The sequence below is a fragment of the Sphingobium abikonense NBRC 16140 genome (assembly GCF_001598335.1).
Lineage (GTDB): Bacteria > Pseudomonadota > Alphaproteobacteria > Sphingomonadales > Sphingomonadaceae > Sphingobium > Sphingobium abikonense.
On the sequence record NZ_BCYT01000005.1, the window covers coordinates 240,084 to 264,799 of the forward strand.

Genomic DNA, 24,716 nt, shown 5'->3' on the forward strand with positions numbered 1-24,716 from the left:
CCGCCATGACCTGGCATTTCTGGATCGACCGCGGCGGCACTTTTACCGATGTAGTAGCGCGCGACCCTGAGGGGCGGTTGCACACGACAAAGCTGCTTTCTAGCGATCCCGAACGCTATGCCGATGCCGCCGTCGAAGCGGTCCGCCGGCTGACGGGCGCGGGCGACGGCCCGATTCCGCCCTGTTCGCTGCGCATCGGCACGACCATCGCGACCAATGCCCTGCTGGAGCGCAAGGGCGAACCTGTCCTGCTTGCTGTCACGCGCGGCTTTCGCGACGCCATCCGCATCGGCACGCAGGAACGCCCGGACCTGTTCGCGCGCCATATCCGCTTGCCCGATCCCCTGCATCACGATGTCATCGAGATCGACGAACGAATGAGTGCCGGCGGCGAAGTGCGCGTGGCGCTGGACGAAGCGGCCGCGCGTGCCGCGCTGGAGGCGGCCTATGACCAGGGATTGCGCGCCGTCGCGATCCTGCTGATGCATGGCTATCGCTACCCCGCGCATGAACAACGACTGGCGCAAATCGCCGCCGATATCGGCTTTACCCAGATCAGCGCCAGCCACGATGTCACGCCGCTCATCAAACTGGTGGGCCGGGGCGACACCACGCTGGCCGACGCCTATCTCTCGCCCGTGCTGCGCGATTATGTGGAGGGGTTGCATAAGGCGCTTGGTGGGCAAGCCGACATGCTGTTCATGCAATCCAATGGCGGCCTGACCCCCGGATCGCTGTTCCGGGGGAAGGACGCCGTCCTGTCGGGACCGGCGGGCGGCATCGTCGGCCTGGCGCGCACGGCCGAGCAGGCGGGTTTCCGCGAGGTCATCGGTTTCGACATGGGCGGTACGTCGACTGATGTCTCCCATTATGCCGGCAGCTATGAACGGGACAATGAGGCGCGGGTGGCCGGCGTCCGCCTGCGCGCGCCGATGATGCGGATCGACACGATCGCGGCGGGCGGCGGTTCGCTCTGCACCTTTGTCGACGGGCGTTTTCGCGTCGGGCCGGAAAGCGCGGGCGCGGTGCCCGGGCCGGCCTGCTACCGGCGTGGCGGGCCGCTCACCATCACCGATTGCAACGTCCTGCTGGGGAAGATCCAGCCTGACTTCTTTCCTAGCCTGTTCGGACCCAATGGCGACCAGCCGCTCGATCGCGACGTGGTCGAGCGGCGCTTCGCTACCCTTTGCGAACAGGTCGAGGCAGAAACGGGCCGTGCCATGACTCCGCGTGAAGCGGCGGAGGGCTTTATCGCCGTCGCCGTCGCCAATATGGCCAACGCCATCAAGCGCATCTCGGTCGCGCGCGGCCATGATGTGGCGCGCTATACCCTGGTCAGCTTTGGTGGCGCTGGCGGGCAACATGCCTGCCTCGTGGCCGACGCCCTCGGCATGGACCGGGTCATGATCCATCCGTTGGGCGGCGTGCTGTCGGCCTATGGCATGGGGCTGGCCGACCGGCGGGCAGTGCGGGAACGCACGCTTGCCCTGCCGCTCGCGCCCGACGCCATGCCTCAGCTTAAGGACGCACTCACTGCCATGGAGGCGGATGCGCGCGCCGACCTGCCACAGGCGGACCGGACCGAAATGCTGCTGCGCCTGCGCTATGGCCGCACCGACAGCCTGTTCGATGTGCCGCGCGCCGATCTGGAGACGATGCGCGCCGATTTCCTTGCGCAGCATCGCGCGCGCTTCGGCTTTGACGGGCGCGGCGAAATCCTTGTCGAGATGGCGCGGGTCGAGGCGATCGCTTCCGCGCAGTTGGCGATGGACGACATCGTCGCCTTCCCCGATGCGGCCGCACCGCCGCTGGCGCAGGTGGATTGCAGCGGCAGTTGTGTGCCCGTGCATGATCGCGCTGGCCTCAATCGCGACAGCGTTCTCGATGGTCCCGCCCTCATCATCGATCCGGTGTCCACCACTGTCGTGGAACCAGGCTGGCGGGCGCGGGTGGATGCGATCGGCAACCTCATCCTGACCCGGCACCAGTCCCGCCCATCGCCGCAGGCCATTGAGCAAGCGGGCGTCGATCCCGTGCGGCTGGAGGTGATGGGCAGGCTATTCATGGCGATTGCCGAGGAAATGGGCGCCGCGCTTCAGCATAGCGCCTCCTCCGTCAATATCCGGGAACGGCTCGATTTTTCCTGCGCCCTGTTCGATGCCGCCGGCAATCTGGTCGCCAATGCGCCGCATATGCCAGTGCATCTGGGCAGCATGGGCGAAAGCATCCGCGCGATCCTGCGCCGGCGCGGTCCCGGTGCGGACGGACGGCCTATCGACGGGCGGGGTATGCAGCGGGGGGATGTCTATGCGCTCAACGCGCCTTATGACGGCGGCACCCATCTGCCCGACGTCACGGTCATCATGCCGGTTTTCGTCGAAGGCCGCGACGCGCCTGCCTTCCACGTCGCGGCGCGCGGGCATCATGCCGACATTGGCGGCATCACCCCCGGGTCCATGCCGCCGGGCAGTCGGTCGGTAGAGGAAGAAGGCGTCATCCTCGACAATTTGCTGGTGGTCGACCGTGGCGACTTCCGGGAAGCGGCGATCCGCGACCTGCTTGGCTCCGGCCCCCATCCTGCGCGCAACATAGACCAGAATATCGCCGACCTGTCGGCCCAGATCGCCGCCTGCGCCAAGGGTGCTTCCGAATTGATACGGATCAGCAACGAATATGGCGTCGACACCGTCTCCGCCTATATGGCCCATGTCCAGGATCAGGCCGAAGCGGCCGTTCGCCGGCTGATCGGCCGGCTCGACGATGGGCGCTTCAGCTATGCCATGGACAATGGCGCAACCGTCCAGGTCGCCGTCACCATCGACGCCGCCGCCCGCGCCGCGACCGTCGACTTCACCGGCACCTCCGACCAGCTGCCCGGCAATTTCAATGCGCCCCTGTCGGTCGTGCGTGCCGCCGTTCTCTATGTCGTGCGCACGCTGATCGACGAAGCGGTGCCGATGAATGACGGCTGCCTCAAACCCATTACTATCATCGTGCCCGAAGGGTCGATGCTCCATCCGCGCCATCCCGCCGCCGTGGTCGCGGGCAATGTCGAAACCAGCCAGGTCGTCACCGACGCGATCTTCGGCGCGCTCGGCGTCATGGCCGGGGCGCAGGGAACGATGAACAATGTCACCTTCGGCAATGACCGGCATCAATATTATGAAACGATCGCCGGCGGGTCGGGCGCTGGGCCGGACTTTGACGGCGCAGCGGTGGTCCAGACGCATATGACCAACAGCCGCCTCACCGATCCGGAAATCCTGGAAACCCGTTTCCCGGTGCTGCTGGAGGAATTTTCGATCCGCTCAGGTTCGGGCGGGGCAGGGCGGCATCGTGGCGGCGATGGCGCGGTGCGCCGCATCCGCTTCCTTGCGGATATGACCGCCGGCATCCTGGCCAACCGCCGTGTGGTGCCGCCCTTTGGCCTTGCTGGCGGGGCGGACGGCGCGCCGGGGCGCAACTGGGTGGAGCGCGCCGACGGCTCGGTCGAACCACTGGGCAGCACCGCCGCGGTCGATCTTAACGCCGGCGACGCCTTCGTCATCGAAACGCCCGGCGGCGGCGGGTTCGGCAAGGCCTGACCCGCCCCGCCCCGGCTCTATTGCTTCCAGCTCGAATCGATCCGGTCGATCACCCGCACCATCGCCTGGAAATCCGGCACCCCCGGCCCGACCGGCAATTGCACCCCGGCCAGGTCCCGCTGATGCACGGCGATCACCTCCGCCGGGATGTCGACCGGCGTGCCCGCCGCGCTGGCCGCGACCTGAATCTCGCAGGCGCGCTGCAACGACCAATGTTTGAGGAAGGCTTCGGGCAGGCTCGCTGCCATGACCAGCGTGCCATGATTGCGCAGGATCATCACCCGCTTGTCCCCCAGATTGGCGATCAGCCTCTCGCCTTCCTCCGGCCGGATCGTGACGCCTTCAAAGGCGTGATAGGCGATCTGCCCCGCAAAGGCGGCGGCGTAGAAGCTGATCGGCCGCAATCCCTCGGCGCAGGCGCTCACCGCCATGCCCGCAGTCGTGTGGGTGTGGATGATGCAATGCGCGTCGGGCAGGTGACGGTGAAAGACGCTATGCTGAGTGAAGCCGGCGCGGTTCACCGGATAGGGGCTGCCGTCCAGCACCTGGCCCTCAATGTCGATCTTGACCAGATTGGACGCTGTTACTTCCTGATAGCCAAGGCCGAACGGGTTGATCAAAAAGGCGTTATCCTCGCCTGGCACGCGCAGCGTGATATGGTTGTAGATCAGTTCCGACCATCCCATATGGTCGAATATGCGGTAGCAGGCGGCAAGCTGCTGGCGCGCCTCCCATTCCTGCGGCGTCATGTCGGGTTGTTGTGCGGCGCTGGCCATGGGCGATCCTCCTGTCTGTTATCGCGCCACTATCGGCTGGCCCGGCGCAAATGTCGAGATCATGGCCTTTAGGCTTGAGTTTGCGCGACTCTGCTGGTAGGGCGCCGCCCACATGGCGCAGGGCGACCTGCGACGACTCACTGGCTTTGCTATTCGGTCGAGCCGTCGGGAAGGACAGAAACGTCCCGGCGACCCGCCCGTTTTTGATTGGAGATTGACGGACTTATGCAGATCATCGTTCGCGACAATAATGTCGACCAGGCTCTTCGCGCGCTCAAGAAGAAGCTGCAGCGCGAGGGCGTGTATCGCGAAATGAAGCTGCGCCGTCACTATGAAAAGCCGTCGGAAAAGCGCGCCCGTGAAAAGGCGGCCGCCGTTCGCCGCGCGCGCAAGATGGAGCGCAAGCGCGCCGAGCGCGACGGCGTCCGTTAAGACGCTGTCCTGACGCGGGCGGTATGCTGCCGCCGCGTTGGCGTACGACCTTCCTGCCCTGATTTTAGCGAGCTTAGGCCCATGTCCACGACGGCTGTTCCCCTTCGTCCCATCGCCAAGGGGTCGCTGACCCGGCTCTGGATCGGCGTTGCCATCGTCGCGCTGGCGGCCGGCGGGCTCGCCTGGGCGGGGCAGCAGGGCGTGGCGCCGTCGCCCGCCGCCTTCCTGGCGCAGAATGCGCATGAGGCCGGCGTGGTGACAACGGAATCGGGCCTCCAGTATAAGGTGCTGGAAGAAGGCACCGGCCCCAGCCCGACTAGCAGCGACGTCGCGCTGGTTGGTTACAAGGGCGCGTTGCTGGACGGCACGGTGTTCGACGAAAATCCGCAGGCGCCGATGCCGGTCGATGGCGTCGTGCCGGGTTTCTCCGAAGGCCTGCAAAAGATGAAGAAGGGCGGCAAGTATCGCCTCTGGATTCCGTCGGAGCTGGGTTACGGGGCCGAAGACAATGGCCCGATCCCCGGCGGTTCGGTGCTGGTCTTCGACGTCACCCTGCATGACTTCAAGTCCAAGGCGGAATTGATGCAGCTGCAGCAGCAGATGATGCAGCAACAGGGCGCGGCGCCGCAGCCCGGGCAATAAGTCGCGCAGCCAGTGCGTCGGTGAAAAAAGGGGCCGCCTTTCGGTCCCTTTTTTGTCTTATCCGTTGTCGCCGCAGATGGTTTCGGGCGTCTCGCCAAAGGCAAGCGCACCAGCATCGCCGACCTTGGCCTGTCCGGCAAACAGCTTGTCGAGCCGCTCGCGCACATCGCGGCGATATTCGGGGCAGGCGACGGAGCGGGGCGCGGATACTTCGATGTCGCAGGCGATGGCGTTCTTGATCCGGTCGATCGCCGGTTCGTCCAAAATGCCCGATTCGCGCAGTTCGAGACAGAGCTGAAGCAATCCCGCCGCAGTCGCCTGCGCGCGCAATCCCACATTGGTGAGATCGAAATGCAGCTTCTTCTGCTTGTCCAGGTCCATCTTCATGATCCGCTCCTTTCAGTCTCTTCTATCTTACGCTGAAAGCAAGCGACGGAAAGCCTGTATGTTCCGCTGGGTCAGGATGCCGGAATCATGGGCCGGCGGGCTTGATCGACGCTTGGTCGCCATCCTGCCTGTTCGCCTTGGATCGTTCCTCCAGATAGACCTTGATCATCGCGACGATGGGGTCGGCCAGGAACAGGCCGATGATGCCGAACAGCGCGCCGAACAGGATCTGTGCCGCCAGCACCAGCGCCGGCGCCAGGTCGACCGCGCGCTTGGCCACCATCGGCACGATCAGATAGCCATCGACAATCTGCACGACCAGATAGACGCCCACGGCATAAAGCCCGGTATCCACGCCGCCGGAAAAGCCCACCAGCACGATCAGCACGCCCGATATGATCGCCCCGATATTGGGCAGGAAGGCGAGCAGCCCGGTGAGGATGCCAAGCAGCCCCGCCATCGGCACGCCGAACACCCACAGCAGCAGCCAGGTGCCTACGCCTTCGACCGACATGCCGATGATCCGCCCGAACATCAGCCGGCGCAATGTCCAGCCCATCTTGTCGGCGATGGTGTAGAATTGCGCGCGCTTTTCCATCGGCAGCATCCAGGCAACGCCGCGTTCATAGAGTTTGGGTTCGGTCGCCAGGAAGATCGCCAGCACCAGCATCATCGCGCCGCCGGTGATCGCGCCGACGGCCGTGCCGAGCGCTGCCGTCACGCGCCCCATGGAACTCATCGCCTGCTGGGCCAGGCCTTTTAAATCGCTGGGCGTGGCGGTGATGCCCAATTGCTGCATCCAGCCTCCGATGCGCGTGACCTGCGCCTCGACAATGGTGCGCATCGCCTGCGCCTGTGCGGCCAGGCTGGACCCCGTCAGGTAGAAGGTCCACGCCAGGAAGGCGACGGCGCTCAACAGGACAATGGCGAGGCGCCATCCCCGGCCGATCGGCAGGACCCGGCCCAGCAGTCGCGATCCGCCGTCCATCATCGTGGCCAGCACCATCGCACCCAGGATCAGCATCAGCGGCTGGGCCAGCAACGCGGCAAGGGCGATGGCGATCGCGACCCCGAACCAGACGCCGGCGCGTTTCAGTTCCTGCTGGACGAGCGGGCTGCGGACTTCGCTGGGGCCGGGTTCCTCGACATGCCTGTGCGTCTCGCTCAAAACCCTGTGCCCCTCTGGTCGTCAATCAGGGGCAGCAACGCTCCGTGGACGCAGGCTGTTCCCCGCCCGTCCGCTGCGGAAGGCATGGAACCAGCTGATCGGATTCCAGCTGGCATTGCCGTCGAGGCTGAAGGTGATGAATTCGGCCCGCCCGCCGATCGCCTCCCACGGCACCGGCCCGCCCAGGCCATTTTCCGCCAGCGGCGCGCGGCTGTCGGCGCTATTGTCGCGATTGTCCCCCATCAGGAAGACATGATCGGCCGGCACGCGCACCGGGCCATACCAATCGAGCGCGCTCGGCCCCATGTCGATGGTGAGATAGGTCTTGCCATTGGGCAGGATTTCCTGCCGCACCGGCAATTCGCAATAGTCGCGACCGTCCGCGCCGCGAACGCGCGCGCCGGGAAACTGATCGGGCGAGCAGGGCGCGTTGCCATCGACCGGCAGGCGCAGCGGCTTCATCGCCTTCTGCTTCACCGCCGTGCCGTTCAGGATCACCTGGCCGCCCCGAACCTCGATGATGTCGCCGGGCAGGCCGATCACCCGCTTGATATAATCCTCCCGCCGATTGTGGGGCGACACGATGACGATGTCGCCGCGCTGGGGCAGGCGGCCCAGCACCCGGCCTTTGAGGAAGGGCAGGGGGTGGAAGCTGGGCGAGACATAGGACCAGCCATAGGGGAATTTGCTCACCACCAGACGGTCGCCGGTCAGCAGCACCGGCATCATCGATTCGGACGGGATATAGAAAGGCTTGGCGACGAAGCTATGAAATGCCAGCACCGCCAGGATCAGCAGCGTGATGCTGCGCAATTCATGCCACCAGTTGACGCCGTCCTTCTCCTGCTCCCCGGCGGGCGTGGCGCTGTCCTGGGGCGTGTCGATGGCCGGCATGGGCGAAGTCTCTTGGCGGTCGGCGGGGGGAAGGGTCACGAAGGCAGCGCCTCGATGATGACGAAGGCCTGGGCCCATGGATGATCGTCCGTGAGCGTCAGGTGAATGACCGGCCTATAGCCCGGCGGCACCATCGATTCCAGCCGCGCGAGCGCGCCGCCGGTCAACGCAAGCGTCGGCGCGCCGGATGGCGCGTTGACGACGCCGATATCCTTCATGAACACGCCCGCCTTGAACCCGGTGCCCACCGCCTTGGAAAAGGCTTCCTTGGCCGCGAACCGCTTGGCCAGCGTACCCGCGCGGGTCAGCGGCCGCCGCGCCGCCTTGGACTGCTCGACCGGCGTAAAGACGCGCTGGATGAAGCGATCCCCGAAGCGGTCGAGCGAATTCTGGATCCGTTCGATATTGCAGAGATCGGAGCCGAGACCGATGATCATGACGGCCCCCCCAGGCCGTCACCCCAGCGAAGGCTGGGGTCTCGTGCCTCCAGGTTTAATTTTTGAGGCCTGCGATCCCTGCTTTTGCTGGAATGACAACATGCGCTGGTCACCGCGCCAGGTCCATCTGCCGCCGCATTTCGCGGATGCTGCCTTCCAGCCCGCCGAAAATCGCCTCGCCGATCAGGAAATGGCCGATATTGAGCTCGGCGATCTGCGGGATGGCGGCGACCGGGCCGACATTGTCGAAGGTCAGGCCATGGCCGGCATGCGGCTCGATCCCGTTCTTGGCGGCCAGCGCCGCGGCGTCAGCGATGCGGCGCAGTTCGCCCGCGCGCGCCGCGCCGTCAAGATGGGCATAGGCGCCGGTGTGAAACTCGACGACGGGCGCGCCAAGCTGAATGGCCGCGTCGATCTGCGCGGCGTCCGCCTCGATGAACAGGCTCACGCGAATACCGGCCTCGCCCATCTTCTCGACGATCGGCGCCAGCGCCTCATATTGTCCCGCCGCATCCAGCCCGCCCTCGGTCGTGCGTTCCTCGCGCTTTTCCGGCACGATGCAGGCGGCGTGCGGCTTGTGGCGCAGCGCGATCTCCAGCATTTCCTGCGTCGCTGCCATTTCCAGGTTCAGCGGCACGTCCAGCGCCGCCATCAGCATGGCGATATCCTCGTCGCGGATGTGACGGCGGTCCTCGCGCAGATGGGCGGTGATGCCGTCCGCGCCCGCCTTCACGGCCAGCAGCGCGGCTTTCACCGGATCGGGATGCGCCCCGCCCCGCGCGTTGCGGATGGTCGCGACATGGTCGATATTGACCCCGAGGCGCAGCGGCATGGGCATGGGCCTATTGCTTCCGGCTGCCGGGCTTGGTCGCTGGGATGGCCTCCAGTTCGGGCGGCAGGGCGTCCGCGTCATAGACCGGGAAATTGATCGACACGAGCGGGTAGAAGGGCACGCCCAGATCGACCTCGCCCGCCGACCTGTCGACCAGCGCCACCTCCCCGATCACGATGCCGCCCTCGGCCTCCACCGCCTCGATCGCCTGGCGTGACGACAGGCCGGTGGTTACGACATCCTCGACCATCAATATCTTCTGCCCCGGCGTGATGGCAAAGCCCCGGCGCAGTTCGAACGTCCCTTCCGGCCGCTCCAGGAAAATGGCGTCCCGGTCCAGCGCGCGGCCGACTTCATGGCCGATGATGAGTCCGCCCATGGCCGGCGACACCACCAGGTCGATCTCCTGCCGCACTTCGCGGGGCAGTTTCTGCACCGTGGCGCGGGCCAGCTTGCCGGCGCGCTCGGCGTTCATCAGCACCCGCGCGCATTGCAGATAATTGGCGCTGCGACGACCCGACGACAGAATGAAATGCCCCTCCAGCAGCGCGCCCGCCGCCCGGAATTCCGCCAATACGTCCTCGTCAGTCATGTCGCATTCAAATCCTGTCGCGCGGCTGGCTCCCTCTCGGTGGCCGGGCCGCCTTCATCCCATCGCCGCGCGCCCGCGCGCCGCCATGCCGCGCCCCTGTGCGCGAAGCAGCGAGATAGGCGGGCCGGGGATGCGTTGCAACAGCGAAGAAAATCTGCTCCATCTGTGCTTGAGGCGGCGGGAAAGCATCCCTATAAGCCGCCTCAGACCGAACGGGCGAGGACGGCAGAATGGATGCGTTTTCGTTGCAGCGGCGCCAAGGGGTTAGGGGTACGAAGACGCTATGATGAAGGTGAAATCGTTCATTCTCGCTGGTCTGCTGGCCTTTGCGCCGGCGATGGCGATGAATGGCCAGGCGCTTGCGCAGAATGAAGCGGCCGCATCGGTTGCCGCCACGCCGGTCGATGCCGATCCCAAATCCTCCGATCCCGGCGCGCCCGCCGATTCGGCCGACGCCAATGTCGCCAATGTCAGCGCCGCCGCGCCTGCGGCCAAGGTGGCGGCCCCGCCGCGCATGAAGCCGACCGAAGGCATCGGCATGCCGCGTCCGGGCGAAATCACGCTGCAGGAACAGTTTACCGATACCGGCAGGACCGCCCGCTGGCTGCACGACGTCATGCTGGTGCCGATCATCACCATCATCTCGATCTTCGTGCTGGTGTTGATGCTCTATGTGATGTGGCGCTATCGTCGCGCCGCCAATCCGGTGCCGTCCAAGACATCGCACAATACCGTGATTGAAGTCGTCTGGACGGTGGTTCCCGTGCTTATCCTGCTGGCGATCGCGGTGCCCTCGATCGGCCTGCTCGCCGACCAGTATCGCCCCGCGCCCAAGGATGCGCTCACGGTCAAGGTGACGGGCTATCAATGGTATTGGGGCTATGAATATCCCGACGCGGGCATTCCCGAATTCGTGTCGAACATGCTGCCCGAAGACAAGGCGAAGGCCAATGGCGAGCCATATCTGCTGGCGCCCGACAATCGGCTGGTGCTGCCGGTCGGCCGCCCGATCAAGCTGATCATCACTGGCGCGGACGTCATTCACAGCTTTGCCGTGCCCTCGCTCTGGGTGAAGATGGACGCCGTCCCCGGCCGACTGAATGAAAAGAGCTTCACCATCGACAAGCCCGGCGTCTATTACGGGCAATGTTCCGAACTGTGCGGCGCGCGCCATGCCTTCATGCCGATCGCGATCGAAGCGCTGCCGCCGGCGCAGTTCGACCAGTGGGTCCTCTCGCAGGGCGGCACGTTGAAGGGCGGCACCGCCGCTCCAGCCGGCCAGATGGGACCGCAACAGGGCAGCGCACTGCCCGGACCGCCGGCCAGCGACGCCGGCACGACGACGCTTTGAGAGGGGCAAGGCCATGACCACCATTACCGCAGATCATCATGGCGATCACGCCCATGGGCATGATCATGACGCCGATCACAAGCCAGCCTTCTTCCAGCGCTGGTTCATGTCCACCAACCACAAGGACATCGGCACCCTCTATCTGATCTTCGCGATCATCGCCGGCATCATCGGCGGCGCGATTTCGGGCCTGATGCGCGCCGAACTGGCGGAGCCTGGCATCCAGTATCTCCAGACCTGGGCGCGCTTCAGCGACGGGCCGTCGGCGACGCTGGACCAGGCCTATCATCTTTGGAACGTGCTCATCACCGCGCACGGCCTTATCATGGTCTTCTTCATGGTGATGCCCGCGATGATCGGCGGCTTTGGCAACTGGTTCGTGCCGATCATGATCGGCGCACCCGACATGGCCTTCCCGCGGATGAACAATATCAGCTTCTGGCTGCTCATCCCCGCCTTCGCGCTGCTTCTCGGCTCGACCTTCGTGCCGGGCGGCACCGGCAATGGCGCGGGCACGGGCTGGACAGTCTATGCGCCACTCTCGACCAGCGGGTCGGCAGGGCCTGCCGTCGACATGGCGATCCTGTCGCTTCATATCGCGGGCGCAAGCTCGATCCTGGGCGCGATCAACTTCATCACCACCATTCTCAACATGCGCGCGCCGGGCATGACCCTGCACAAAATGCCGCTGTTCGTCTGGTCGGTGCTCGTCACCGCCTTCCTTCTGCTGCTGGCGCTGCCGGTTCTGGCTGCCGCGATCACGATGCTGCTGACTGACCGCAACTTTGGCACAACCTTCTATGATGCGGCCGGCGGCGGCGATCCCGAACTCTACCAGCACCTCTTCTGGTTCTTCGGCCACCCCGAAGTCTACATCATGATCCTGCCGGGCTTCGGCATCATCAGCCAGATCGTCTCGACCTTCAGCCGCAAGCCCGTCTTCGGCTATCTCGGCATGGCCTATGCCATGGTCGCGATCGGCGTCGTCGGCTTCGTCGTGTGGGCGCACCATATGTTCACCACCGGCATGTCGGTGAATGTGAAGATGTATTTCACCGCCGCCACCATGGTCATCGCGGTGCCCACCGGCATCAAGATCTTCTCGTGGATCGCCACCATCTGGGGCGGGTCGATCAGCTTCAAGACACCGATGGTCTGGGCGCTGGGCTTCATCTTCCTCTTCACCGTGGGCGGCGTCACCGGTGTGGTCCTCGCCAATGGCGGCGTCGATGACGTGCTGCACGACACCTATTATGTCGTGGCGCACTTCCACTATGTGCTCTCGCTGGGCGCCGTGTTCGGCCTGTTCGCCGGCTTCTACTACTGGTTCCCGAAAATGTCGGGCAAGATGTATAACGAGTTCCTCGGCCAGCTCCATTTCTGGGTCTTCTTCGCCGGCGTGAACCTGTTGTTCTTCCCCATGCATTTCCTGGGCCTGTCGGGTATGCCGCGCCGCTATCCCGATTATCCCGAAGCCTTTGCCTATTGGAACGGCATCGCCAGCCATGGCTATGAAATCATGGCGGCGGGCATGCTGATCTTCTTCGTCAACCTGATCTGGTCGCTTGCGGCCGGCAAGAAGGCGGAAGGCAATCCGTGGGGCGAAGGCGCGACGACGCTGGAATGGACGTTGACCAGCCCGCCGCCCTTCCACCAGTTCGAAACGCTGCCCGTCGTCGACTGACGGACGGCACCGCAATGGACGGGGGTCTAGGACCTTCCGTCCATTTGCGCGACATCGGCGTGCGGGTGTATAGGCGCGCGCTGATCGCTTGAGGAGATTATGGCCAGTTCGCCTATATTGACCGGGGTTCACGCGCCCGTCCTGCCGGCTCATTGGCGTGACTTCGTTGCGTTGACGAAGCCGCGCGTCATGACGCTGGTCGTGTTCACGGGCCTGTGCGGTCTGTTGACCGCGCCCGGCCATATCCACCCGGTCCTCGCCTTCACCGCCATCCTCTGCATCGCGCTCGGCGCGGGCGCGGCCGCCTCGCTCAACCAATGGTGGGAAGCGGACATCGACGCCAAGATGAAGCGCACCGCGTCCCGTCCGCTGCCCGCCGGCCGCATGGACCGGCAGTCGGCGCTGCACTTTGGCGTCGGCCTCTCCTTCTTTTCCGTCATCCTGATGGGCATGGCGACCAACTGGCTGGCGAGCGCCGTTCTGGCCGTCTCGATCCTCTTCTACGTCTTCGTCTACACCATCTGGCTCAAGCCCCGGACGGCGCAGAATATCGTCATTGGCGGCGCGGCCGGCGCCTTCCCGCCCGTGATCGGCTGGGCGGCCGTGACCGGCGATGTCAGTGCGCTGCCTATCGCTCTTTTCATGCTGATCTTCTTCTGGACGCCGCCCCATTTCTGGGCGCTCGCCTTATTTGTGAAGACCGATTATGCCGCCGCCGGCATCCCCATGCTGCCCGTCGTATCGGGTGAGGTCGCGACCCGGCGGCATATCTGGTTCTACACCGCCATCATGGCGGTCGCGGCGCTCGCGCCCGTTCTGCTGAACCTCACCGGCGTCATCTACGGCACGACGTCGCTGCTGGGCACGGCGCTGTTCGCGCTGTTCGCCTTTCAGGTCTATCGCCGGCGCGAAAGCGATCCCGCGCGCATGAAGCCGGAAAAGCGACTGTTCAAATATTCGATCCTCTACCTCTTCCTCCTGTTCGGAGCGGTGGTCGTCGACCGCTGGCTGCTGGCATGACGCCCGAAGAGCAGGATCTGGTGCGCGCCCGGCAAAAGTCGCGGTCGATCGTGACGGGCCTGTTGCTCGGCTTTCTCGTCATCTTGTTCTTTGCCATCACGCTGGCGAAGATCGGCGCGAGCGACGCGATCTGATGGCTACGCTTCCGCCCTCGCCCTTTGATCGCGCCCGGCGCAACCGGCGGACCTTCATCGCCATGATCGGCGTCGGCCTCGCAATGCTGGCGCTCGGCTTCGCCTCGGTTCCGCTCTATCGTATCTTCTGCCAGCAGACCGGCTTCAATGGCACGACGCAGCGCGCCGACGCCGGCGTGGATGTGCAGCAGGCCACCGGCCACACGCTCTCGATCCGGTTCGATTCGAATGTTCAGCCCGGAATGCCCTGGCAATTCCATCCCGAACGCCCGACGCAGACCGTGACCGTGGGCGCCAAGTCGATGGCCATTTTCGTCGCCAGGAATATGTCGGATCGACCGGTCACCGGCACCGCCAGCTTCAACGTCACGCCGACCCAGGCCGGCGCCTATTTCACGAAGATCGAATGTTTCTGCTTCACGCAGCAGACATTGCAGCCGGGGCAGGAAGTGCGGATGCCGGTGCTTTATTATGTCGATCCCAAGATATTGGCGGATCCCGACAATAAGGATACGCAAGAGATTACGCTGAGCTACACTTTCTACCCTGTTGAGCAGGGGCAAAAGGCGGGCTAAGGTCCGGCATAGAACAGGAAACGGGGAAGATACGCATGGCAGGCGCCAAGAATCACGATTACCACATTCTTCCGCCCAGCATCTGGCCGTTCTTCGGCTCGATGTCGGCGCTGGTGATGGCGCTGGGCGCGATCATGTGGATGCATCCCGATGCCATGGGGCCGGGCGGCGGCTGGGTCTTCCTGATCGGCCTTGCCGGCGTGCTGTTCACCATGTTCAGCTGGTGGGGCAATGTCATCAACGAGGCGCATGCGGGCGATCATACCCCGGTGGTGCAGCTGCATCTTCGCTACGGCATGATCCTGTTCATTGCATCCGAAGTCATGTTCTTCGTCGGCTGGTTCTGGGCCTTTTTCGACTTCGCGCTCTTCCCCAGCCTCTTGCCGCCGATCGACGGCCTCTTTCCGTCCAAGGATATCGAGGTGATGAACGCGTTTGAGCTGCCCTTGCTCAATACGCTCATCCTGCTCTGTTCGGGCACGACAGTCACCTGGGCGCATCACAGCCTGATCCATGGCGACCGCGACGGCCTGATCAAGGGGCTGTGGTGCACGATCATCCTGGGCGCGCTGTTCAGCAGCATCCAGGCCTATGAATATATGCACGCGCCCTTCGGCTTCGGCGGCAATCCCTACAGCTCGGCCTTCTACATGGCGACCGGCTTCCACGGTTTCCACGTCCTGGTCGGCACGATCTTCCTGATCGTCAATCTGGTCCGCGCCTATCAGGGGCATTTCACCCCGCGCCAGCATTTCGGCTTCGAAGCGGCGGCCTGGTACTGGCACTTTGTCGACGTCGTCTGGCTGTTCCTCTTCGTCGCCATCTATGTCTGGGGCGGCTGGGGCGCACCGGTCCATGGCGGCTGAACCGGCACACGGACGATATCATAATCGGGATCGACGGCCGGCGCTTTCCACGCCGGCCGTTTCTCTATCGGCAGCTATTGGGTAAGCATCCTGCATGACCGGACCGTCTCACCCTTCCATGCGAATCCCGATCCTGCCTACGCTGCTGGTCATCCTCGCCGTTCTGACGATGATCGGGCTGGGCCTCTGGCAACTGGATCGCCGTGCGGAAAAGCGGGACGCAATCGCTCTGGCGCAGGCCAATCCGCAGCGCCCTTCTGTCGCCTTTCCCATGCTGCCGCCGGTCGCGCCTGATCTACTATTCCGGCCATCGTCCGTCCATTGTCTGCGCGTCGTCGATTGGCGCGTGGAGGCTGGCCGGGCCGCTGATGGCAGCACCGGCTATCGCCATATTGCTGAGTGCGCCACCGGTGCGGAGGGGCCGGGTGTCCTCGTCGCGGTCGGTGTCGGGCAAAAGCCGGACCAGAGGCCGGACTGGCCCGGCGGGCAGGTTGCCGGCTGGATCAGCCAGGAGCCGGACCATCGCGCCCTGCTGAGCCGCATTGGCGGGAAGGCACCGCCGCTCCGTCCGATGCTGATCGCCCGGTCCGCCCCGCCCGGTCTCAAGCCGCTCGCGCCGCCCAGCGCTGCCGACCTTCCCAACAATCATCTGGCCTATGCCGTGCAGTGGTTCATCTTCGCGGCGCTCGCCATGCTGATCTATGGGCTGGCCCTGCGCCGGCGCGGCACCGGGAAGCCCGCCTAAACGCTTGCTCCCCGCGCTCGCTGCCGCTACCGCGCATAGCCATCATGCAATATCAGAGCACCAGGGGGAGCGCGCCCGCGCTCGGGTTTGAGGATGTGACGCTGGCCGGGCTGGCGTCGGATGGCGGTCTCTATCTGCCCACGCAGTGGCCGGCCTTCACCGCCGATCAGATTCGCGCCCTGGCAGGCCTCTCCTATGTCGATACCGCCGTTCAGGTGATGACCCCGTTCGTCGCCGGATCGCTTGGCGAGGACGAACTGCGGGAGCTGTGCACGGCCGCCTATGGTCGCTTCAGCCATCAGGCGGTGACGCCGCTGGTGCAGATGGACCACCGGCACTGGATGCTGGAACTCTTCCACGGCCCCACGCTCGCGTTCAAGGACGTGGCGCTGCAATTGCTCGGCCATCTGTTCGAACGATTCCTCTCGCGCCGGGACGATCATCTGACCATCGTCGGCGCGACCTCGGGCGATACCGGGTCGGCGGCGATCGACGCGGTGGCGGGACGGGCCAAGATCGATATCTTCATGCTCCATCCCGATGGTCGCGTGTCCGACGTGCAGCGTCGGCAAATGACCACGGTGCGCGCGCCCAACGTCCATAATATCGCGATCTCCGGCAGCTTCGACGATGCGCAGGCGCTGGTGAAGGCGATGTTCAACGATGCGGATTTCAAGAGCCGCTTCAACCTGTCGGCGGTGAACAGCATCAACTGGGCGCGACTGATGGCGCAAATCGTCTATTATTTCTACGCTGCCGTGCGGCTGGGCGCGCCCGAACGCTCCGTGGCCTTTTCCGTCCCCACCGGCAATTTCGGTGATGTCTTTGCCGGCTATGTCGCGGCGCAAATGGGCCTGCCAGTGGCAAAGCTGATCGTCGCGACCAATGTGAACGACATTCTGCATCGCGCGCTGGGGGAGGGTGACTATAGTCAAGGTCAGGTCGTGCCCACCGCCACGCCCAGCATGGACATTCAGATCAGCTCCAATTTCGAGCGGCTGCTGTTTGACGCGGGCGGCCGCGATGGCGCGGCGCTGGCTGACCAGATGCGCGGCTTTGAAACGAGCCGCGCCATGCGCCTTACCAATGCGCAGCGCGACGGCGCGGCGCGGCTCTTGTCGTCGGCGCGGATCGATGCCGACGCCATGACCATGGCGATGCGCTGGGCCTATGACGCGGCGGGCCATGTGATCGACCCGCACAGCGCGGTCGGCCTTGCCGCCGCGCGGGACGCGGAGCTGGCCCCCGACATACCTGTGGTGACGCTGGCGACCGCCCATGCCGCCAAATTTCCCGATGCGGTGGAACGGGCGACCGGCCTGCGTCCGCCGCTGCCCGCGCGCGTGGGCGACCTGTTCGCGCGGGAGGAACGCTATGATCGCCTGCCCGCGACGTTCGAGGCCATCACCGCCTATGTCGCCGAACGCGCGACGCCGCGGCACGGAGCCGGTCCCGCTTGAACCTCACCACCCTCATCGGCGAACCCTGGTCGGACTATGGCCTGATCGATTCGGGCAACGGCCGGAAGCTCGAACGCTATGGCCGCTTTCGCTTCATCCGCCCCGAACCGCAGGCGATGTGGCAGCCCGCCAGCGACGACTGGCGCGCGGACGGCGAATTCATTCCCGGATCGGATGAGGATGGCGGCGGCCGCTGGTATTATGAGCAGCCCGTGCCCGCCGATGGCTGGCCGCTGCACTGGAACGAAGTGACGTTCCAGTCGAGCTGCACGCCCTTTCGCCATTTGGGATTTTTCCCCGACATGGCGCCGGTGTGGGAGGATCTGCGCGGCGCGATCGCCGACAAGCCCGATGCCGAGGTCATGAACCTGTTCGGCTATACCGGCGTCGGCACGCTGGCCCTGTCGGCCGGCGGCGCGCGGATGGTGCATGTCGATGCCTCGAAGAAATCGGTGGCGCAGGCGCGCGCCAATGCCGCGCTGTCGGGGATGGAGGATCGGCCGGTCCGCTGGATCGTCGAGGACGCGGCCAAGTTCGTCGCCCGCGAAGTCCGGCGCGGCCGCCGCTATGACGGCATCCTGCTGGACCCGCCCAAATATGGCCGTGGCCCTGATGGCGAGATATGGCGGCTGGAGGAGGATCTGCCCGCGCTCATCGCCAATTGCCGCGCTCTGCTGGACGCTGACAGCCGCTTCCTGTTTCTGACCGTCTATGCTGTGCGCATGTCGGCGCTGGCGATCGGTGAATTGCTGCGCCAGGCGTTCGCCGACCTGCCCGGCACGGTGGAAGCGGGCGAACTGGCCGTGCGCGAGGAACAGCGCGGCCTGCTGCTGCCGACCGCCATCTGGGCGCGCTGGCGGCGCTGATCGCTCCATCGGTCCTTTTCGGGTTGAGCCGTCCCGCCCGGTCCGGCATGACGCAGGGCATGCGCTTGCCCCTGACCTTTACCACCGCTTCGTCCCTTCTGGTGCTGCTCGCGTCGTGCGTCGGCCCGCCCGCCTCTGCGCCAGCGCCCTCGCGTGCCGCCCGCGCCCGCCCGGCGCCCGCACCCCGGCCGGCTCCCGCGCCAGCCCCCACACCCACGCCCGTCGCAACGCCCGCGCCCGCAACGCCGGTTGCCGCCTCGACCGCCTGGGCCGATCGCCCGCTGACGCCGGGCAGTTGGAGCTATCGCGCCGAACAGGGCGGCAGCATCGCGCGGTTCGGTCCGTCGGCCCAGCCGCTGCTGACGCTCCGCTGTGATCTGGCAAGCCAGCGCGTCGTCCTGACGCGCTATGGCGCAGGGCAGAACGCGATGGTGATCCGCACCAGCTATGGCGCGGTCAGTTGGCCCGCCACCGCGCAGGGCGGCGCGCAACCGGCGCTGGTGGCCGCGCGCGCGGCCAGCGACGCCGTTCTGGACCAAATGGCCTATAGCCGTGGCAAGATCGCCGTCGACGCGCCAGGCCTTGCGCCTCTGGTCATGCCGGCCTGGGCGGAAATCGCGCGGGTGGTGGAGGATTGCCGCGCCTGACGCGGGATCTGTGCCGCCCCGACGCGGACGCACAAGTATGATTCCAAAAAAGAATAATACAAGGCTTGAAGATCGCCTTCGTCTGATTCACATTCCGTCTTGTGGACGGATGCAGACATGCTCTTGCGGCGGCCACACGGGCTCAACATAGCGAAAGGAGGTGATCCGATGTCTCATGGTTCAGCAATGGGGTCGGTCAAGTCCATTCGGGGAATGCGCCGCTGATCGACGCGCAAGCGTCGGCGATGTCGGGGTGATTCCGGAGCCTTGCGTAGGCCGACATACAGGCCGCTCCTCCCCTGATAGAGCGCGATTCACCATTTCCCACTGGGCGGCGCTTCTGGCCGCTGACCATGTCAATGATGGGCCGTCGGGGATTATGTCGCCCGGCGGCCCCTCTCATTTTTACGTTCTGGGCGTCACCGCTCGCTGCCCCTGGCCTTCCCCCAGGCGCGCGCGGCGGTGTAGCCCAGATACCCCGTCCCAAATAGCGCATAGAGCGGTTCGGGCAGCGCGTTGAGATAAGCACGCATCCCCGCCGTGATCGCGGCGGCCATGTCCGGGTCGATCCCTGCGATCAGCCCCATGGGAATGGACCAGAGCAGCAGCGCATAGATGACGTACAGAAAAGCCGGGCGCGCCCGCCGCGTCCAGACGTCCGGCTCGACCTCTCCCGCATCGCTCATGACCGTGCGCCCGAACCGATCCGGTTGGCGAGCCACCCGTACAGAAACGCCTCATTGGCCGGACGGCTTTCGGCGAGCGTGATATAGCGTTCACCTTGCAGCGCCTCCATCGCCTTCAGCAGCACGATGTCCCCCGACGGCCCGCGCAGCGCGCGAAACGCCCGCAGCGCGGCGAGCGTGCGCCCGCCCAGAAGGCGATCGACCTTGATGTCGGGATAATCCTTCTGGTTGCGATTAAGGGCGTTGAGCGCGCGCTGCAAAAATCCCGTTGCGGTCGGCGGGCCCATATTGACGGCGGCGTCGAACAATTCGGCCGCCACCGGCCAGGACAGTTCCGCCACGAAGGCATAGCCGGGCTCCTCCCAGTACAGGCGGCGATAGAGCGCTTCCGCCGTGGCGCGCGGCAGCGCCTGCATCGCGCCAAAATAGCCATTGTCGCGCGCGACCGCTTGCGTGATGCCCATATTGGTGGCGCCACCCCGGTCCGCCGGATGATCGCTATAGCCGCCTTCACGCGCGATCACCTCGTCAATCAAATCCTGCACGTCCATGGGGGCCTCCTGCTTCGCAATGAGGTGGAGCATTTATCCCATATGGTTATCTGTAGGACAGCCGAAATTGGATTGACGCTCCATGTCCTTCATTTGTCCGCCTGGATGGCGCATTAGCCCACCGGAACGGAAGGCGTGGGCTTCGGTTTCTGCTGATTGGCATGAAAGGTATGGAATGATGTACAGGTCATTGGGGGAACATGGCCAAGTCCCCATTGCGGAAAGACGACCGCGATATGACGTCTGACCCCGAAGCCCTGGCTCGTGCCGTGCCGGCCGGCGAATTTCCCGACGGCATCAGCCTCCGCAATTTTGGCGGCAGCCGCGCTGCAAATCCGCTGCCGCCGCTTTTCCTTGGCGCGATTTTGCTCGCGGGCCTTGCGGGTCTGTTTGGCGGCAAGCCCGACATGACGCGCCGGGTCGACTCGACCGATGCCAGACTTACCGTCAAGGCGCCCGTCGTAATTCGTAACGGTATGTTCTTCGAAACGCTGGTCGAAGTGCGAGCGCGCCGGCCAATTGGTCAACTCGTCATTGCCATCTCCGACCCGCTATGGCGACAGATGACGATCAACACCATGATCCCGGCCGCCAGCGAGGAAAGCTATAGCGACGGCGCGCAACGCTTCACCTTCGCCCGCCTCGACGCAGGCGACACGTTCCAATTCAAGGTCGATGGGCAAATTAATCCGTCGCTGCTGATCGGGAACCGGGGCGATATCACGATACTGGATGGAGAGCGCAGGCTGGTCTCCATGCCGGTGACGATGAAGGTTCTCCCCTGATGGACATCATCCTGCGTGCTACCGTGATGTTCTTCATCATGTATCTGTTGCTGCGGCTGCTGGGGAAGCGGGAACTGAGTCAGGTGACGCCGTTCGAACTGGTGCTCCTCATCGTCATGGGTGATCTGGTGCAGCAGGGCGTCACGCACAATGATTTCAGCGTGACCGGGGCGGCGCTGGCGATCGGCACGATCGCCTTCTGGGCGCTGGCCTTGAGCTGGCTCACCTATTTGTCGCCCCGCGCCGAACGGGTGCTCGAAGGTGTGCCGCGCGTGCTTATTCGTAACGGCGTCATCGTTCAGGCCAATATGCGCCGTGACCGAATCACCGGGGCGGAACTGGAAATCGAAATGCGGTTGGCAGGTATCGCGCATATGCGTGATGTCGCCTGGGGCATATTGGAACCCAATGGCAAGATCAGCTTCATCCGACGTGAACGGGGCGGCGACACCGACAGCAAGCAGGAAGATGACGATGATCCGGTATGAGCCCCGCCATCGGCCATCGGCTCGTTCGGCTTCAATCGACCTGCCATACCGGTTCTGACCGGTCGATCAGTCCGCTGTCCAGCAGCGGCGCGGCGTCGATGTCCTGCGCGCCCATCAAAGACGACAGCCGTTCGACGGACGCCAGGATCATCGCCTGTTCCCAGGGCTCCAATCTGCCGAACCCGTCTGTGAACTTCATCTGCAACGGGTCGGGCGCATCGGCGAGCGCCGCCACCCCATCGGGCAGGATACGCAGATGCGACTGGCGCTTGTCGCGTTCGCTGCGCTGGCGCTGGACATAGTTGAGCGCGACCAGCCGGTCGACGATCGTGGTGATCGTAGCCTGGCTGAAATGCAGCGCATGGGCGATGGCGCCCGGCGTCGCTGCATCGCGCGCATCAATCTCGCGTAGCACCAGCAATTGCGAAGGCGTCAGGCCGGTGGCCGCCGCCAACTGTCGGCTGCCAATCTCGGTAGCGCGCATGATCCGGCGGAGCGCGCGCAGGGTCTGGGTGGCGATATCAGCATGCATATTTGGCTCCATAGCGGAACCAAAGCATGGCCACCAACATTGTCTTCGCTCCTTTTTGGGCCGGCCAAAATACTTCGCTCTGCAAAATAAAATTTCAACGGCGGGGTTGAAAAATTCGTCAAAAATGGCATATTCCGTGCCGTATCGAGAAGGCATCGAGTCCTTCGCCTAGAAAATAATTCGGGAGATGAACAATCTTCGACACCCAAGCTACAGCGGCTCTGCCGCCACGGGCTTCTGCGCGCCCTGATCCGGGCACGGGGCAGGACATCAGTTTCCGCAAGCCCGTCGGCACGGACGGACCGGCCATCAGCGCGCTGATCGCGGCTTGCCCGCCGCTCGATCCCAATTCGGCCTATTGCAATCTGCTGCAATGCACCGATTTCGCCGACAGCTGCATCGTTGCGACACGCGACGGCGCGGTGGTCGGATGGGTATCGGGCTATCGTCCGCCCGCCGCCCGCGACAATTTCTTCGTCTGGCAGGTCGCCGTGTCATCCGCCGCGCGCGGCCAGCGCCTTGCCAGTCGCATGATCAGTGCGCTGCTGGCCCGGCCGGAACAGGATGGCGTCACCCATCTCACGACGACCATCACGGACGACAATGACGCGTCATGGGCGCTGTTTCAGGGGCTGGCCCGCAAGTGGGGCGCGCCGCTGGAAAAGACCGCCCGTTTCGAACGCGAAGCCCATTTCGCCGGTGCCCATGCCACTGAATGGCAGGCGCGCATCGGTCCGCTGACCCCAAAGGGGCTGCCCCAACAGGAGGACATTTGAGCCATGACCACGACCCTTCTTCCCAAACCGACCTCGTCCATTCCCGACCGCGCCATTTACGAACGCCGCGAATCGGGCGTGCGCAGCTATGCCCGCTCGATGCCCCGCCAGTTCAACAAGGCGCAGGATGTATGGATGCACGACACCCAGGGCGGTCGCTATCTCGACTTCCTGTCGGGCTGCTCGACGCTGAACTATGGCCATAATCATCCGGTGCTCAAGACCGCGCTGATGGACTATATCGCCAATGACGGGGTGACCCACGGCCTTGACCTCCATACCGACGCCAAGGAAGCCTTTCTCGAAACATTCGAAGAGGTGATCCTTCAGCCGCGCGGCCTGGATTATCGCGCCATGTTTACTGGCCCGACCGGCACCAACGCTGTCGAAGCCGCGATCAAGCTGGCACGAAAGATCACCGGGCGCGAACTGGTGATCGCCTTCACCAACGGCTTCCACGGCATGACGCTGGGTGCGCTCGCCTGCACCGGCAACGCCGCCAAGCGGGGCGGCGCGGGCGTGCCGCTCAACCATGTCAGTCATGAACCTTATGACGGCTATCACGGTCCGGACGTGGATACCGCCGAATTGCTGGAACGCCGCCTGTCTGATCCGTCGAGCGGCCTGGATGCCCCCGCCGCCATTCTGGTGGAAACCGTGCAGGGCGAAGGCGGCCTCAATGCCGCCTCGCCGGCCTGGCTGCGCAAGATCGCCGAAATCGCCAAGCGTCACGGTGCGCTGCTGATCGTCGATGATATTCAGGCGGGCGTCGGCCGCACCGGCAGTTTCTTCAGCTTCGAAGGCATGGGCTTCACCCCGGACATCGTCACGCTGGCCAAATCGCTGTCGGGCATGGGCCTGCCCTTTGCCCTAACGCTGTTCCGCCCGGAACTCGACCAGTGGTCGCCGGGCGAACATAACGGGACTTTCCGGGGCAATAACCACGCCTTCGTCACCGCCACCGCCGCGCTGCGCCATTTCTGGAGCAACGACGCCTTTCAACAGGATATCGCCCGTCGCGGCGCGTTGCTGGAACGGCGGCTCGACGCGATGGCCGCAGAGCACGGCCTTTCGACCCGCGGCCGCGGCATGATGCGCGGCATCGACGTCGGGTCCGGCGAGGTCGCCGGAACCATCACCGCCGCCTGCTTCGCGCAGGGGCTCATCATCGAAACCAGCGGCGCGCATGACGAAATCGTCAAGGTGCTGGCGCCCCTCGTGATCGACGACGCCGTCCTTTCGGCGGGTCTCGACATATTGGAGGAAGCCGTCCGTTCCGCCCTGACCGTCACCTATGGCGTCGCCGCAGAATAAAGGAGACAAAAGCCATGTTCATCCGCAAGCTTCAGGACATCCGCAAGTCCGACCGCAACATCAAGTCCAAGGGCTGGGAAAGCGCCCGCCTTCAGCTGAAGGACGACAATATGGGCTTTTCCTTCCACGTGACGACCATGTACGCGGGCGAGGAACTGCACATGCATTATCAGAACCATCTGGAATCGGTCCTGGTGCTCAAGGGCACCGGCACGATCGAGGATCTGGGCGAAGGCGTGACGCATCAGTTGGCGCCGGGCGTCATGTATGCGCTCGACAAGCATGACAAGCATATCGTCCGGCCCGAAACCGACATTTTGTGCGCCTGCGTCTTCAATCCCCCGGTCACGGGCAAGGAAGTACATGACGAAAGCGGCGCCTATCCCGCCGATACGGAGCAGGTGAAGGAACCCGCATTCGCCGAATGACCGGCGGTGCGACGGCCTTTCGTTCGTAGCGAGACCGGACGAAAGGCCTGGCGCCTTCTTGAAA

Annotated in this window: 28 protein-coding genes; 18 read left to right on the forward strand and 10 right to left on the reverse strand. The window is 64.7% G+C overall.

The features are described 5' to 3' along the window. Positions 1-5 precede the first annotated feature (5 nt). Entirely contained in the window at positions 6-3,584 is a 3,579-nt protein-coding gene (locus SAB01S_RS08295; RefSeq protein WP_062732572.1) for a hydantoinase B/oxoprolinase family protein, read from the forward strand. Positions 3,585-3,601: 17 nt separating this feature from the next. Here the strand turns inward: SAB01S_RS08295 and SAB01S_RS08300 are convergent, their stop codons facing one another. After that, positions 3,602-4,360 (reverse strand): class II aldolase/adducin family protein, encoded by a 759-nt coding sequence (locus tag SAB01S_RS08300; protein ID WP_062732573.1) that lies wholly within the window; start codon positions 4,358-4,360, stop codon positions 3,602-3,604. A 225-nt stretch (positions 4,361-4,585) separates the two neighbouring features. Here SAB01S_RS08300 and rpsU point away from each other — a divergent pair, with 225 nt between their 5' ends. Both rpsU and SAB01S_RS08310 read left to right on the forward strand, forming a co-directional pair. After that, a complete protein-coding gene (gene rpsU, locus SAB01S_RS08305; RefSeq protein WP_021226581.1) occupies positions 4,586-4,792 on the forward strand; it encodes a 30S ribosomal protein S21 in 207 nt (68 codons plus the stop codon). A gap of 81 nt (positions 4,793-4,873) precedes the next feature. After that, a complete protein-coding gene (locus SAB01S_RS08310) occupies positions 4,874-5,434 on the forward strand; it encodes an FKBP-type peptidyl-prolyl cis-trans isomerase (protein ID WP_062732574.1) in 561 nt (186 codons plus the stop codon). Positions 5,435-5,491: 57 nt separating this feature from the next. Here the strand turns inward: SAB01S_RS08310 and SAB01S_RS08315 are convergent, their stop codons facing one another. The 6 genes from SAB01S_RS08315 to pyrE all read right to left on the reverse strand — a co-directional run bounded on the left by SAB01S_RS08315 (position 5,492) and on the right by pyrE (position 9,744). Continuing rightward, a complete protein-coding gene (locus SAB01S_RS08315; RefSeq protein WP_062732575.1) occupies positions 5,492-5,821 on the reverse strand; it encodes a hypothetical protein in 330 nt (109 codons plus the stop codon). A gap of 85 nt (positions 5,822-5,906) precedes the next feature. Beyond that, positions 5,907-6,989, reverse strand: coding sequence for an AI-2E family transporter (locus SAB01S_RS08320; protein WP_062732576.1), 1,083 nt, complete (start codon positions 6,987-6,989; stop codon positions 5,907-5,909). 21 nt (positions 6,990-7,010) lie between these two features. Further along, positions 7,011-7,883 carry a signal peptidase I gene (lepB, locus tag SAB01S_RS08325; RefSeq protein WP_021226577.1) on the reverse strand — a complete coding sequence of 291 codons (873 nt, stop codon included), beginning with the start codon at positions 7,881-7,883 and terminating at the stop codon, positions 7,011-7,013. 35 nt (positions 7,884-7,918) lie between these two features. Next, positions 7,919-8,320: a holo-ACP synthase gene (gene acpS, locus SAB01S_RS08330; protein WP_062732577.1), complete on the reverse strand. Its 402-nt coding sequence runs from the start codon at positions 8,318-8,320 to the stop codon at positions 7,919-7,921. 109 nt (positions 8,321-8,429) lie between these two features. Then, the gene (locus tag SAB01S_RS08335) at positions 8,430-9,158 is read right to left on the reverse strand and encodes a pyridoxine 5'-phosphate synthase (RefSeq protein ID WP_062732578.1); all 729 of its coding nucleotides are present in this window, start codon (positions 9,156-9,158) and stop codon (positions 8,430-8,432) included. Positions 9,159-9,162: 4 nt separating this feature from the next. Then, the gene (gene pyrE, locus SAB01S_RS08340; RefSeq protein ID WP_021226574.1) at positions 9,163-9,744 is read right to left on the reverse strand and encodes an orotate phosphoribosyltransferase; all 582 of its coding nucleotides are present in this window, start codon (positions 9,742-9,744) and stop codon (positions 9,163-9,165) included. Positions 9,745-10,027: 283 nt separating this feature from the next. Here pyrE and coxB point away from each other — a divergent pair, with 283 nt between their 5' ends. From coxB to SAB01S_RS08385, 10 genes are all read left to right on the forward strand, one after another. Next, entirely contained in the window at positions 10,028-11,095 is a 1,068-nt protein-coding gene (gene coxB / locus SAB01S_RS08345) for a cytochrome c oxidase subunit II (RefSeq protein ID WP_062732579.1), read from the forward strand. 13 nt (positions 11,096-11,108) lie between these two features. Continuing rightward, the gene (gene ctaD / locus SAB01S_RS08350) at positions 11,109-12,779 is read left to right on the forward strand and encodes a cytochrome c oxidase subunit I (RefSeq protein WP_009822909.1); all 1,671 of its coding nucleotides are present in this window, start codon (positions 11,109-11,111) and stop codon (positions 12,777-12,779) included. A 99-nt stretch (positions 12,780-12,878) separates the two neighbouring features. Further along, on the forward strand, positions 12,879-13,799 hold the full coding sequence (locus SAB01S_RS08355) for a heme o synthase (protein WP_062732580.1): 921 nt from the start codon (positions 12,879-12,881) through the stop codon (positions 13,797-13,799). Continuing rightward, complete coding sequence (locus tag SAB01S_RS18610) at positions 13,796-13,933, forward strand: cytochrome c oxidase system small membrane protein (protein ID WP_009822907.1); 138 nt, start codon at positions 13,796-13,798, stop codon at positions 13,931-13,933. The genes SAB01S_RS08355 and SAB01S_RS18610 overlap by 4 nt, the downstream gene beginning before the upstream one ends. After that, on the forward strand, positions 13,933-14,508 hold the full coding sequence (locus SAB01S_RS08360) for a cytochrome c oxidase assembly protein (RefSeq protein ID WP_062732581.1): 576 nt from the start codon (positions 13,933-13,935) through the stop codon (positions 14,506-14,508). The genes SAB01S_RS18610 and SAB01S_RS08360 overlap by 1 nt, the downstream gene beginning before the upstream one ends. A 35-nt stretch (positions 14,509-14,543) precedes the next feature. Continuing rightward, positions 14,544-15,374 (forward strand): cytochrome c oxidase subunit 3, encoded by an 831-nt coding sequence (locus SAB01S_RS08365; RefSeq protein WP_021226570.1) that lies wholly within the window; start codon positions 14,544-14,546, stop codon positions 15,372-15,374. Positions 15,375-15,468: 94 nt separating this feature from the next. Beyond that, positions 15,469-16,119: an SURF1 family protein gene (locus tag SAB01S_RS08370; protein WP_062732582.1), complete on the forward strand. Its 651-nt coding sequence runs from the start codon at positions 15,469-15,471 to the stop codon at positions 16,117-16,119. Positions 16,120-16,163: 44 nt separating this feature from the next. Continuing rightward, positions 16,164-17,579 (forward strand): threonine synthase, encoded by a 1,416-nt coding sequence (thrC, locus tag SAB01S_RS08375; protein WP_062732583.1) that lies wholly within the window; start codon positions 16,164-16,166, stop codon positions 17,577-17,579. Next, positions 17,576-18,445, forward strand: a complete 870-nt coding sequence (locus SAB01S_RS08380) for an RsmD family RNA methyltransferase (RefSeq protein WP_062732584.1) — start codon at positions 17,576-17,578, stop codon at positions 18,443-18,445. The genes thrC and SAB01S_RS08380 overlap by 4 nt, the downstream gene beginning before the upstream one ends. A 59-nt stretch (positions 18,446-18,504) precedes the next feature. Next, positions 18,505-19,092 (forward strand): hypothetical protein, encoded by a 588-nt coding sequence (locus SAB01S_RS08385; RefSeq protein ID WP_062732656.1) that lies wholly within the window; start codon positions 18,505-18,507, stop codon positions 19,090-19,092. Between the two features lie 419 nt (positions 19,093-19,511). Here SAB01S_RS08385 and SAB01S_RS08390 read toward each other — a convergent pair whose 3' ends face one another. Beyond that, complete coding sequence (locus SAB01S_RS08390; RefSeq protein ID WP_062732585.1) at positions 19,512-19,778, reverse strand: 3TM-type holin; 267 nt, start codon at positions 19,776-19,778, stop codon at positions 19,512-19,514. Beyond that, entirely contained in the window at positions 19,775-20,329 is a 555-nt protein-coding gene (locus SAB01S_RS08395) for a glycoside hydrolase family 108 protein (protein WP_062732657.1), read from the reverse strand. The genes SAB01S_RS08390 and SAB01S_RS08395 overlap by 4 nt, the downstream gene beginning before the upstream one ends. A gap of 236 nt (positions 20,330-20,565) precedes the next feature. Between SAB01S_RS08395 and SAB01S_RS08400 the strand changes: the two genes are divergently transcribed. Beyond that, positions 20,566-21,114 carry a hypothetical protein gene (locus SAB01S_RS08400; protein WP_062732586.1) on the forward strand — a complete coding sequence of 183 codons (549 nt, stop codon included), beginning with the start codon at positions 20,566-20,568 and terminating at the stop codon, positions 21,112-21,114. Next, complete coding sequence (locus SAB01S_RS08405) at positions 21,114-21,602, forward strand: DUF421 domain-containing protein (RefSeq protein ID WP_062732587.1); 489 nt, start codon at positions 21,114-21,116, stop codon at positions 21,600-21,602. The genes SAB01S_RS08400 and SAB01S_RS08405 overlap by 1 nt, the downstream gene beginning before the upstream one ends. Positions 21,603-21,633: 31 nt before the next feature. On the opposite strand, the gene SAB01S_RS08410 is transcribed toward SAB01S_RS08405, so the two are convergent. Beyond that, positions 21,634-22,134, reverse strand: a complete 501-nt coding sequence (locus tag SAB01S_RS08410; RefSeq protein WP_245646427.1) for a MarR family winged helix-turn-helix transcriptional regulator — start codon at positions 22,132-22,134, stop codon at positions 21,634-21,636. A 269-nt stretch (positions 22,135-22,403) separates the two neighbouring features. On the opposite strand from SAB01S_RS08410, the gene ectA reads away from it, so the two are divergent. From ectA to SAB01S_RS08425, 3 genes are read left to right on the forward strand one after another with little or no spacing between them, the layout of a single operon-like run. Continuing rightward, entirely contained in the window at positions 22,404-22,910 is a 507-nt protein-coding gene (gene ectA / locus SAB01S_RS08415) for a diaminobutyrate acetyltransferase (RefSeq protein ID WP_083951231.1), read from the forward strand. A 3-nt stretch (positions 22,911-22,913) separates the two neighbouring features. Beyond that, positions 22,914-24,224, forward strand: coding sequence for a diaminobutyrate--2-oxoglutarate transaminase (gene ectB, locus SAB01S_RS08420; RefSeq protein WP_062732590.1), 1,311 nt, complete (start codon positions 22,914-22,916; stop codon positions 24,222-24,224). Between the two features lie 14 nt (positions 24,225-24,238). Further along, positions 24,239-24,652, forward strand: a complete 414-nt coding sequence (locus SAB01S_RS08425) for an ectoine synthase (RefSeq protein WP_021226558.1) — start codon at positions 24,239-24,241, stop codon at positions 24,650-24,652. Positions 24,653-24,716: the final 64 nt, after the last annotated feature.

What these genes read in the sequence shown, in the direction of transcription:
- SAB01S_RS08295 (WP_062732572.1), top strand. Translation starts at nt 6, where the DNA reads ATGACCTGGCATTTCTGGATCGACCGCGGCGGCACTTTTACCGATGTA.
- SAB01S_RS08300 (WP_062732573.1), bottom strand. Translation starts at nt 4,360, where the DNA reads ATGGCCAGCGCCGCACAACAACCCGACATGACGCCGCAGGAATGGGAG.
- rpsU (WP_021226581.1), top strand. Translation starts at nt 4,586, where the DNA reads ATGCAGATCATCGTTCGCGACAATAATGTCGACCAGGCTCTTCGCGCG.
- SAB01S_RS08310 (WP_062732574.1), top strand. Translation starts at nt 4,874, where the DNA reads ATGTCCACGACGGCTGTTCCCCTTCGTCCCATCGCCAAGGGGTCGCTG.
- SAB01S_RS08315 (WP_062732575.1), bottom strand. Translation starts at nt 5,821, where the DNA reads ATGAAGATGGACCTGGACAAGCAGAAGAAGCTGCATTTCGATCTCACC.
- lepB (WP_021226577.1), bottom strand. Translation starts at nt 7,883, where the DNA reads ATGCCGGCCATCGACACGCCCCAGGACAGCGCCACGCCCGCCGGGGAG.
- acpS (WP_062732577.1), bottom strand. Translation starts at nt 8,320, where the DNA reads ATGATCATCGGTCTCGGCTCCGATCTCTGCAATATCGAACGGATCCAG.
- SAB01S_RS08335 (WP_062732578.1), bottom strand. Translation starts at nt 9,158, where the DNA reads ATGCCCATGCCGCTGCGCCTCGGGGTCAATATCGACCATGTCGCGACC.
- pyrE (WP_021226574.1), bottom strand. Translation starts at nt 9,744, where the DNA reads ATGACTGACGAGGACGTATTGGCGGAATTCCGGGCGGCGGGCGCGCTG.
- coxB (WP_062732579.1), top strand. Translation starts at nt 10,028, where the DNA reads ATGATGAAGGTGAAATCGTTCATTCTCGCTGGTCTGCTGGCCTTTGCG.
- ctaD (WP_009822909.1), top strand. Translation starts at nt 11,109, where the DNA reads ATGACCACCATTACCGCAGATCATCATGGCGATCACGCCCATGGGCAT.
- SAB01S_RS08355 (WP_062732580.1), top strand. Translation starts at nt 12,879, where the DNA reads ATGGCCAGTTCGCCTATATTGACCGGGGTTCACGCGCCCGTCCTGCCG.
- SAB01S_RS18610 (WP_009822907.1), top strand. Translation starts at nt 13,796, where the DNA reads ATGACGCCCGAAGAGCAGGATCTGGTGCGCGCCCGGCAAAAGTCGCGG.
- SAB01S_RS08360 (WP_062732581.1), top strand. Translation starts at nt 13,933, where the DNA reads ATGGCTACGCTTCCGCCCTCGCCCTTTGATCGCGCCCGGCGCAACCGG.
- SAB01S_RS08365 (WP_021226570.1), top strand. Translation starts at nt 14,544, where the DNA reads ATGGCAGGCGCCAAGAATCACGATTACCACATTCTTCCGCCCAGCATC.
- SAB01S_RS08370 (WP_062732582.1), top strand. Translation starts at nt 15,469, where the DNA reads ATGACCGGACCGTCTCACCCTTCCATGCGAATCCCGATCCTGCCTACG.
- thrC (WP_062732583.1), top strand. Translation starts at nt 16,164, where the DNA reads ATGCAATATCAGAGCACCAGGGGGAGCGCGCCCGCGCTCGGGTTTGAG.
- SAB01S_RS08385 (WP_062732656.1), top strand. Translation starts at nt 18,505, where the DNA reads ATGCGCTTGCCCCTGACCTTTACCACCGCTTCGTCCCTTCTGGTGCTG.
- SAB01S_RS08390 (WP_062732585.1), bottom strand. Translation starts at nt 19,778, where the DNA reads ATGAGCGATGCGGGAGAGGTCGAGCCGGACGTCTGGACGCGGCGGGCG.
- SAB01S_RS08395 (WP_062732657.1), bottom strand. Translation starts at nt 20,329, where the DNA reads ATGGACGTGCAGGATTTGATTGACGAGGTGATCGCGCGTGAAGGCGGC.
- SAB01S_RS08400 (WP_062732586.1), top strand. Translation starts at nt 20,566, where the DNA reads ATGACGTCTGACCCCGAAGCCCTGGCTCGTGCCGTGCCGGCCGGCGAA.
- SAB01S_RS08405 (WP_062732587.1), top strand. Translation starts at nt 21,114, where the DNA reads ATGGACATCATCCTGCGTGCTACCGTGATGTTCTTCATCATGTATCTG.
- SAB01S_RS08410 (WP_245646427.1), bottom strand. Translation starts at nt 22,134, where the DNA reads ATGCATGCTGATATCGCCACCCAGACCCTGCGCGCGCTCCGCCGGATC.
- ectB (WP_062732590.1), top strand. Translation starts at nt 22,914, where the DNA reads ATGACCACGACCCTTCTTCCCAAACCGACCTCGTCCATTCCCGACCGC.
- SAB01S_RS08425 (WP_021226558.1), top strand. Translation starts at nt 24,239, where the DNA reads ATGTTCATCCGCAAGCTTCAGGACATCCGCAAGTCCGACCGCAACATC.